At 64.1% G+C, this 9100-nt stretch carries 6 protein-coding genes; 3 read left to right on the top strand and 3 right to left on the bottom strand.

Annotated elements, in window-relative coordinates:
- The 3 genes from Q7T64_RS12875 to Q7T64_RS12865 form a co-directional block, all read right to left on the bottom strand.
- A partial coding sequence (locus tag Q7T64_RS12875; protein ID WP_304796242.1) for an HAD-IC family P-type ATPase occupies positions 1 to 1290 on the bottom strand: 1290 nt, incomplete at its 3' end.
- Between the two features lie 65 nt (positions 1291 to 1355).
- Positions 1356 to 2321 (bottom strand): MBL fold metallo-hydrolase, encoded by a 966-nt coding sequence (locus Q7T64_RS12870; RefSeq protein WP_304796239.1) that lies wholly within the window; start codon positions 2319 to 2321, stop codon positions 1356 to 1358.
- A gap of 154 nt (positions 2322 to 2475) precedes the next feature.
- Complete coding sequence (locus Q7T64_RS12865) at positions 2476 to 3444, bottom strand: LysR family transcriptional regulator (protein ID WP_304796236.1); 969 nt, start codon at positions 3442 to 3444, stop codon at positions 2476 to 2478.
- 308 nt (positions 3445 to 3752) lie between these two features.
- Between Q7T64_RS12865 and Q7T64_RS12860 the strand changes: the two genes are divergently transcribed.
- From Q7T64_RS12860 to Q7T64_RS12850, 3 genes are all read left to right on the top strand, one after another.
- Entirely contained in the window at positions 3753 to 5891 is a 2139-nt protein-coding gene (locus Q7T64_RS12860) for an indolepyruvate ferredoxin oxidoreductase subunit alpha (RefSeq protein ID WP_304796234.1), read from the top strand.
- A 23-nt stretch (positions 5892 to 5914) separates the two neighbouring features.
- Positions 5915 to 7489 carry an indolepyruvate oxidoreductase subunit beta family protein gene (locus Q7T64_RS12855; RefSeq protein ID WP_304796232.1) on the top strand — a complete coding sequence of 525 codons (1575 nt, stop codon included), beginning with the start codon at positions 5915 to 5917 and terminating at the stop codon, positions 7487 to 7489.
- A 127-nt stretch (positions 7490 to 7616) separates the two neighbouring features.
- On the top strand, positions 7617 to 9100 hold a 1484-nt coding region (locus Q7T64_RS12850; protein ID WP_304796230.1), incomplete at its 3' end, for an AMP-binding protein.

The following is a 9100-nucleotide window of genomic DNA, read 5'->3' as shown; positions in this document are numbered from 1 at the left end:
CGCGGCCGGGGCTGCCGGCAGGGCGGACTGCTGGCTGGCTGCGCTGGCCTGCGCTGTCGTGGCTGTCGCGGTGGCGCTGGATTTTCCTGTTGCCGCACGCGCTGCTGCCCCGTGGTACAGGGCCGCGACCGCGACGGCGACCATCGAGCCCATCTCGGCCGTGGACGCCATGCTGGCCGCAGCTTGCGGCGCGCGCTCGCCGGCATGGCGATGCAAGGCCTTTTCCATCGGATCGAATGGCTCGGTTTCGCTGGCCAGGGCTGCCAGCGCGAGCAGCTCCAGCGCGTCTGGCGGCAGCGACGGCTCGGCCGCGCCAAGCGCGCCTGCTGGCGTCACGATGGCCTCCACCGACATCCGGTTTTGCGTCAGCGTGCCGGTCTTGTCGACGCACAGCACAGTTGCCGAGCCCAGCGTTTCAATCACCGGTGAGCGGCGCGTCAATACCCGGTGTTTCGACATGCGCAGCGCACCCAGCCCCATGAATACGGCCATGATCACGGCGAACTCTTGCGGCAACACCGACATGGCCAGCGCAATGCCGGCCAGCAGGCCGCCGAGCCAGTCGCCGCGGGTCAGCGTGAATACCAGCGCCACCAGCAGCGACAGCGCGATGCCGCCGATGGCGAAGCGCCGCACCAGCGTGGCGATCTCGCGTTGCAGCGGACTGCGCTCGGGTTCGATCTCGGCCAGGCGGCGGCCGATCTTGCCGATCTCGGTCGCCGCGCCAGTGGCCAGCACGCGTGCCAAGCCGTTGCCCCGCACCACCATCGTGCCGGAATAGACTTGCGGATCGGGGGCTTGCGGATGCTTGTCGACGGTGACCGATTCGCCGGTGAGCAGCGACTCGTCCAGCAACAAGTCATGGCTTTCCAGCAGCAGGGCATCGGCCGCCACGCGGTCGCCCTCCTCCAGCACCAGCAAGTCGCCGACCACCAGTTCACGACCGGGAATCCGCAGGTAGCCGCCGGCGCGCAGCACCAGCGCACGCGGACTCGACAGTTCGCGCAGGCTTTCCAGCACCCGTTCGCTGCGGCGCTCCTGGAAGATGGTCAGCGACATGGCAATCGTGACAAAGCCGAACAACATGGCGGCGTCGTTGGGCTCGCCCAGCAGCAGGTAAATGCCGGCCGCGGCGATCAGCAGCAGGAACATCGGCTCGCGCACGACTTCGCCTGCAATACGCCAGCCGTCGCGGCGCGCCGGATCGGGCAACTCGTTGTAGCCGTGGCGCGCCAGCAGGGATTGCACTTCGGCGTCGGACAGGCCGCTATGCGGCGGAAGTTCGCTCATTGGCGTGGCGTGACAGCACGGGTTGGACCGGGAGCGGTCGGATCAGGCGTACAGTGCGGCGCCGCTCACTCCTGCAAGGAATGCCACATCTGCTGGTCGCGCTCGGCGGTCCAGATGCGCGGATGCTTGATGCCGCTGGCTTCGTCCACCGCCCGCGTGACGTCGAACGGCAGGCAATGTTCATAAATGAAGACATGGCCAAACTTGGGGTCCATCTTGCTGCGCACATGCGCCATCGCCTCCTTGAGCGACTTGCCGGCAGCGACCGCTTCGCGCGCGGCGCCCAGCAAGGTGGTGACGAAGTCGCGCGTGTAGTCGATTGCGGCATTGACTTGCGCTGGATCGAGCAGCGCCGGTCCGCGCCCGGGCACCAGCTTTTCGGCACCCATTGCGCGCAGCAGGTCCAGTGTGGCGGGCCACTCTTCCAGTTGGGCGTCGCCGGTGTAGGCGGCCGCGCCATATTCCACCAGGTCGCCGGAGAAACATACTTTTTGCGACGGGATCCAGGCAATCGTGTCGCCCTTGGTGTGCCCCATGCCGATGTGCATCAGCTTGACTTCCAGCTTGCCCATGTAAATGCTCAGCTCGCGGTCGAACACCATGGTCGGCCAGGTCAGCCCCGGCACCGTCTCGACGCCGGCGAACAGGCGTGGAAAGCGGTCGATTTCGGAATGCATGTCCTGCTCGCCGCGCTCGACGATCATTTCATAGGTCCCGCGCGAGGCAATTACTTGCTCTGCGCCTTCTGCCTTGTAGGCCGATGCGCCCAGCACGCGCACTGCGTGATAGTGCGACAGCACCACGTACTTGATCGGCTTGTCGGTAATGCTGCGGATGTGCCTGATCAGCGCTTGCGCCATGGCCGGCGTGGCCGTGGTGTCGAGCACCATCACGCTGTCATCACCGACGATGACGCCGGAATTCGGATCACCCTCCGCGGTATAGGCCCAGGCATTGTCGGAAAGCTGGATGAAAGTGGTTTTCTTTTCTTCCAGGTCTGCCTGCGAAGCGAATTTTTTTTCTGTGCTCATGGTGTTTCCTTTATGGTCCCGACCCCGGATCGATGGCTGGCGAGCCTCTTTGCGCTGCATGCTGCTTCGAATTTCAGCGACGCACCCCGCCCTTGCCGCAGCAAGCATAGCAAACCGGCTGGCGCCGGCGCTGATTACGGACAGGGCCAGGCGCTCAGCCTGCCGGCAAGTCGCCGCTACCCACCTTGGCCAGGGCCTTGACCAGCATCTGGCGCAACCACAGGTGGGACGGATTGGACTGCTGGCGGGCATGCCACAACAGGCGGATTTCGAATTTCGGCAAGGCAACCGGCATTTCCACGCAGCGCAGCCCGGCGAATCCGCGCGAAAACACGTCGCCCAGCGTAGAGGGCAGCGTCACCAGCAAGTCGCTGCTGGCGATGATGGCCGGCAAACTGGTGAAGTGCGGAATCCGCACCGCCGCACGGCGCCGCACGCCACGTTCGGCCAGCGCTTCTTCCACATTCTGGTGAATCGAAAACGGCGACGCCACCACCACATGGCGCTCCGCCAGGAATTGTTCCTGGGACAGGTTGCCGGCAACGCGCGGATGGGTGGACGACAGCAAGCAGACATAGCGTTCTGAAAACAGCATTTCGCTGCGCGCCGAGGCATGCAGCAAAGGCAGGTTGCCGACCGCGGCGTCAAGTTTTCCGCGCGCCATGTCGTCCATCAGGTCCTTGACCGGCACCTCGACAATCTCCAGCGTCACTTCCGGCGCGGCAAGGCGCAAGTGGGCGAGCAAGGGCGGCACCAGGCAAATCGCCCCGACGTCCGACATGGCGACCCGGAAATTCCGGTGCGAGGTGCGCGAGTCGAAGCTGCCCGAGCCTTCAATGGCCGATTCAACCGCGGTCAGCGCCTCGCGGAATTGGCGATAGAGCTGCTCGGCAACCGGGCTGGGCGTCATGACGCCAGCGCTGCGCACGAAAAGCGGATCGCCGACCGCGCGCCGCAAGCGCCCCAGCCCATAACTGATCGACGGCTGGGTAATGCCCAGCCGCAGCGCAGCCTTGGATACGCTGCCCGTTTCGAACACGGCGACCAGCAGCCGCACCAGGTTGAGGTCGAACGAGGTCGCGTTGGCGGTGAGATTGGGAAGCACGTTGGCAGGCAATGTCATGGGCCGTACTATAGATGATATCTATTTGCGATAGATGTTTTATTGGCTGGGAAAATTCTCCCGCCATCAATAGAATCAAGAAAAAAATGAATCCCTATCGGAGACAGGGCTTTGACTGGCTGTGCCAGCACTGCCCCGCCCTGGCTGGCCAGTCAAGGCAATTATCTGGCAACTGCCAAGGAGTGCGCTGATGTCGCAGAGGACATCGGGATGGCGCTCGCCGACATGATCATTTTTACCCATTCCCGGCTGCCCGGCGGCAGGCTTGCCGCATGCGCGGGGAAACACCAGGCAAGGAGCAGGACGATATGGAACGATCATTTGCGCAGGAAATAGAAAAGCTCTCACTGGGCGAAGGCGAGCTGTTCCATGGCGAGGGCATACTCGGCGTGACCAAGGCGCTGCTGCAATCGGGCGTGAGCTATATCGGCGGCTACCAGGGCGCGCCGATCTCGCACCTGATCGACGTGCTGGGCGACGCCCGCGAGCTGCTGGAAGACCTGGGCATCTACTTTGAAAACAGCGCCTCCGAAGCCGGCGCCGCCGCCATGCTGGGGGCATCGGTCAATTATCCGATCCGCGGTGCAGTGACCTGGAAGTCGACCGTCGGCACCAACGTGGCGTCGGACGCACTGTCGAACCTGTCATCCACCGGCGTCATCGGTGGTGCGCTGATCATCCTCGGTGAAGATTACGGCGAAGGCTCCAGCATCATCCAGGAACGGACCCATTCGTTTGCGATGAAGTCGCAAATGTGGTTGCTCGATCCGCGGCCGAACCTGGCCTCGATTGCTGCGGCCGTGGAAAAAGGTTTCGAGCTGTCCGAGGCCAGCAATACGCCGGTGATGATGCAGTTGCGCATTCGCGCCTGCCATGTGCACGGCACCTTTGTCGCCAGCGACAACCGGGCGCCGGTGTATTCGATGAACAACCGGCTGCCAAAGGCGGTGTTCGATCCGATGAGCATCAACCTGCCGCCGGCCACCTATGCGCAGGAAAAACACAAGATCGACCAGCGCTGGCCAGCGGCCGTCAAATACCTGCAGGAAAACCCGCTCAACGAATTGTTCGACGGTGATTGCGACGACGTCGGCATCATTGTCGTGGGCGGCATGTACAACGGCCTGATCGGGGCCATGCAGCAACTCGGCCTGGCCGACAGTTTCGGCGCCAGCCGCATTCCGCTGCTGGCGCTCAATGTCGTCTATCCGCTGGTGCCGGACGAGCTTTCCCGCTTCTGCGCCGGCAAGCGCGCCGTGCTGATGGTGGAAGAAGGCCAGCCGAACCATCTCGAAGAGGCGCTCAATGCGATCCTGCGCCGCGCCGACCTGCAAACCGAGGTGCACGGCAAGGGCGCATTCCCGGTGGCGGGCGAATATACCGGCGAAGTGATCCTGAAAGGCGTTGCCGCATTCATCGAGGCGGTCACGCCGCGCGGCCTGCAATCGACTGCCGTGGTGGAGCGTGCCGCCGACCTGGGCTCGACCAAATCGCGGGCAGTCGCCAGCCTGGGCGCGCCGGTGCCGGTGCGCCCGCCCGGCTTTTGCGTCGGCTGTCCCGAGCGGCCCGTTTTTGCGGCGCTGAAAATGACGCAGCGGCGCTTTGGCGCAATCCATATCAGCGCCGATATCGGCTGCCATACCTTTGGCGCGTTAGCGCCGTTCCAGGTCGGCAATACGGTGCTGGGCTATGGCCTCGGGCTGGCCAGCTCGTCGGGCATCGGCCACCTGATGGACCGGCGCGTGATCAGCATCATGGGCGATGGCGGGTTCTGGCATGGCGGCCTGACCTCGGGCGTGGTGAACGCGGTGTACAACCAGCATGATTCGATCCTGGTCATCATGAAGAACGGTTACACCTCGGCCACCGGCACCCAGATCATTCCGTCGTCGCCGTCGCAGCCAGCGTCGAAGGAACAGACGCTGGACATCGAAACCACGTTGAAGGGCGTCGGCGTGAAATGGATCAAGACCGTGCCGAGCTATGAAGTGGGCAAGATGCTGTTGGCCCTGTCGGACTCCATGACCACCACCACGCCGGGCCTGAAAGTCGTGATCGCCGACGGCGAATGCCAGCTTGAACGGCAACGCCGCGTGCGGCCATTGATCGCGCAGAGCCTGGCGCGCAAGGAGCGCGTGGTGACCACCCGCTTCGGCATCGACAGCGACGTTTGCACCGGCGACCATTCCTGCATCCGGATTTCCGGCTGCCCTTCGCTCACCATCAAGCCCAATCCGAGCGCCCTGCGCACCGATCCGGTGGCCAGCGTGAACCAGGGCTGCGTGGGCTGCGGCCTGTGCGGCGAAAACGCCCATGCCGCCACGCTGTGCCCGTCGTTCTACAAGGCAGAGATCATTCGCAATCCGGGCTGGTTCGACCGCCTCAAGCACCAGGTCCGCTCGACCGTGATCGGCTGGATGGCCGGCGCAGCGCGCGTGGCATCCTGAACCAGCTACTTAGGGCAAATTCAATGAGCAAAGAAACCAAGTCGTTCAGCATCCTGATTGCCGCATTGGGCGGCGAAGGCGGCGGCGTCCTGTCCGACTGGATCGTATCTGCCGCAAGCGCGATGGCGTTTCCGGTCCAGTCGACCTCGGTGCCGGGCGTGGCCCAGCGTACTGGCGCCACCAATTACTACATCGAGCTGTTCCCCCTGTCGCGCGACGAGCTGGGCGGCGCAGCGCCGGTGTTCGCGCTGACGCCATCGCCCGGCCGGGTCGACCTGGTGGCGGCAACGGAATTGATGGAAGCGGGCCGCACGCTGCAAAACGGCTTTACGCATCCGGAACGCACCACGCTGGTGGCGTCAACCCACCGCGAATATGCGGTGGCGGAAATAGTGGTGCCGGGCGACGGCCGCTACAACGGCCAGAAAGTGATTGAAAGCGCCCACAGCCTGACCAGGAAGGCGCACCTGTTCGACATGCGCCAGATTGCGATGCAGCACGGCACGGTGATCAATTCCGTCCTGTTCGGCGCCATGCTTGGCACCGGTGTGCTGCCGCTGTCGCGCCAGGCATGTGAAGACGCGATCCGGCAATCCGGCAAATCCGTCAAGGCCAGCCTGAATGGCTTCAATGCCGGCTTCGACGCGGTCGCCAATGGCGCGCCGCAAGCCGCCGTCGCCACCGGCGGCGTGGCCGCTGCGGCCAGTGACAAGGACCGCCCGGCAGCCTCTTCGTTCGACAGCATCATCGAATCCTATCCCGAACCCTTGCGCGCGATCTTGCGCGCCGGCGTGGCGCAACTGATCGATTACCAGGATGCGGACTATGCGTCGCTCTACCTGGACCGGATGCATGCGGTGCACCAGGCCGGCAACACCCATGCAACCGAGGCCGTCAGCGAGCAGGACCGCATCGACGTGACGCGCGAAACGGCGCGCTACCTGGCCTTGTGGATGAGCTATGAAGACGTGATCCGCGTGGCCGACCTGAAGTCGCGCGCGCAGCGCCTGCAACGCGTGCGCGATGAAGTCGGCGCCGGACCAAGCGATCCATTGCGTGTGACCGAATACCTGAAGCCTGGCCTGGACGAGCTGTGCTCTATCCTGCCACGCAGCCTGGCGAACTGGCTGCAGGCACGCCTGAAGCACCGCGCCCATCAACTGAGCGTGGGCATTCACCTGCGCAGCGACACCATCCTGGGCTTTGCCGTGTTGTGCGTGCTGCGCTCGCTGCGGCCGCTGCGCCCGCGCACCTGGCGCTTCCACCGCGAACAGGAAACCATCAACCGCTGGCTGGCCTGCGTGCGGCATAGCCTTGGCATCGACGGTGCGCTGGCGCGCGAACTGTCGCTGTCGGGCAATGTGGTCAAGGGTTATGGCGAAACCAACGAACGCGGGCACCGCAACCTGGCGACCATCCTGGCGCTGGCCGGACAATCTGGCCAGGATGTGGCCGAGCTGACCCGGCAAGTGCGCACCGAACGGCTGCGCGCGCTGGCCGAGGGCGAAACGCCGACGCCAACGGTGACCACCCAGGGCCCGGTGATCAAGCCGATCAGCTTTGTGCCGCGCAGTTCCATATCGACCCGGTCGGACTGAGCATGGACATCCGATCCCCGGTTGCAGCGAACACCCGGTTTGCCAGCGCGCGCGCTGACATGACCGGACCGGCCCGCGCTACATGGCGCTATCCCGACCCTCATGGAGATGCAAGGAGGCAGACAACATGAAGCTCTCACCCGATCGCCGCCGCGTGTTGCCGCGCATGCCCGATCCGCAGGCAGCATACTGCGTGGGCGCCACCGATGCACCGCTGATGGAACTGGGTTCCTGGACCTTGCTGTGCAACACGGCCAGGCGCTTTCCGGAACGCGATGCGGTCGTCGATGCTGCGCAAAAAAAACGATTGAGCTATGCCGGACTGGTCAGCGAAGCGGCGACCGTGGCGGCCGGTTTGCTAGCCATCGGCATTGCGCCGGGCGACCGGGTCGGCATCTGGAGCGCAAACCGGATCGAATGGATCGTGATCCAGTTTGCTGCCGCCAAAATCGGCGCCATCCTGGTCAATGTCAATCCTGCCTACCTGGCCGGTGAATTGCAGTATGTGATGGAAGATTCCGGCTGCAAGGCGCTGGCAATGGCCTCGCGCTACCGCAGCAACGATTGCCTGGCAACTGGTTTGCACGTGCTGGAACATTGTCCGCAACTCGAGCAACTGATCCTGATCGACGGCGTGCAGCATGACGGCTACCTCGGCTGGCAGCAGCTTGCCAACCTGGGTGCGGCACGCCAGGCCAGCCACGGCGATGAAGTATTCGAGACTGCGCCGCGCGCAGCGGCCAATCTGCAGTACACGTCGGGCACGACCGGCAAGCCCAAGGGCACGACGCTGTCGCATTTCGGCCTGATCAATAACGGCGCGATGATTTCGCACCGGCTGGGACTGACGCACGAAGACCGGATTTGCCTGCCGGTGCCGATGTTCCATTGTTTCGGGATGGTGATCGGCATGCTGGGTGCTGTGGTGTGCGGCGCGGCCATCGTGCTGCCGGCGGAAACCTTCGACAGCATGACCACCATGCAGGTGGTCGAAGCTGAAAAATGCACTGCCATTTACGCCGTGCCGACCATGTTCATCGCGATGCTGACCCATCCGGAATTCGACGGCGCGCGTCTGGTTTCGCTGGACAAGGGCCTGATGGGCGGCTCGCTGTGCCCGGCCAATGTGATCCGCGACACGATCGAAAAAATGCATATGACGGCGATGTCGCTGGTGTACGGCCTGACCGAGACCTCGCCGATTTCGCTGCAATCGTTTCCCGACGATGCGCTGGCCGACAAGCAAGGCTCGGTCGGCATGGTGCACGACCACACCGAGGTGCGGATTGTCGATTCGGCTGAGCGCACATTGATGCGCCCAGGACAGATCGGCGAGCTGCAGGTGCGCGGCTACCTGGTGATGCTGGGCTATTGGCAAAATCCGGACGCCACAAGCAACACCATCGACGCCCTGGGCTGGCTCAGCACCGGCGACCTGGCGACGATGGATGAGCGCGGCTTCGTGCAGATTGTCGGGCGCTCGAAAGACATGGTGATCCGTGGCGGCGAAAACATTTACCCGCGCGAGATCGAAGAAACCTTGCGCAGCCGGCCTGGCGTGGCGGACGCGCATGTGTTTGGCATACCGGACGACTATTACGGCGAGCAGTT

It is taken from the genome of Lacisediminimonas sp. (assembly GCF_030645335.1).
GTDB lineage: Bacteria > Pseudomonadota > Gammaproteobacteria > Burkholderiales > Burkholderiaceae_D > Lacisediminimonas.
The sequence above is the reverse complement of the archived record's forward strand: the minus strand, read 5'-3'. Positions and strand labels throughout refer to the sequence as shown.

Excerpts from the sequence above, each read along its gene's own strand:
- Q7T64_RS12865 (WP_304796236.1), bottom strand. The coding sequence starts at position 3,444 with ATGACATTGCCTGCCAACGTGCTTCCCAATCTCACCGCCAACGCGACC.
- Q7T64_RS12855 (WP_304796232.1), top strand. The coding sequence starts at position 5,915 with ATGAGCAAAGAAACCAAGTCGTTCAGCATCCTGATTGCCGCATTGGGC.
- Q7T64_RS12860 (WP_304796234.1), top strand. The coding sequence starts at position 3,753 with ATGGAACGATCATTTGCGCAGGAAATAGAAAAGCTCTCACTGGGCGAA.
- Q7T64_RS12870 (WP_304796239.1), bottom strand. The coding sequence starts at position 2,321 with ATGAGCACAGAAAAAAAATTCGCTTCGCAGGCAGACCTGGAAGAAAAG.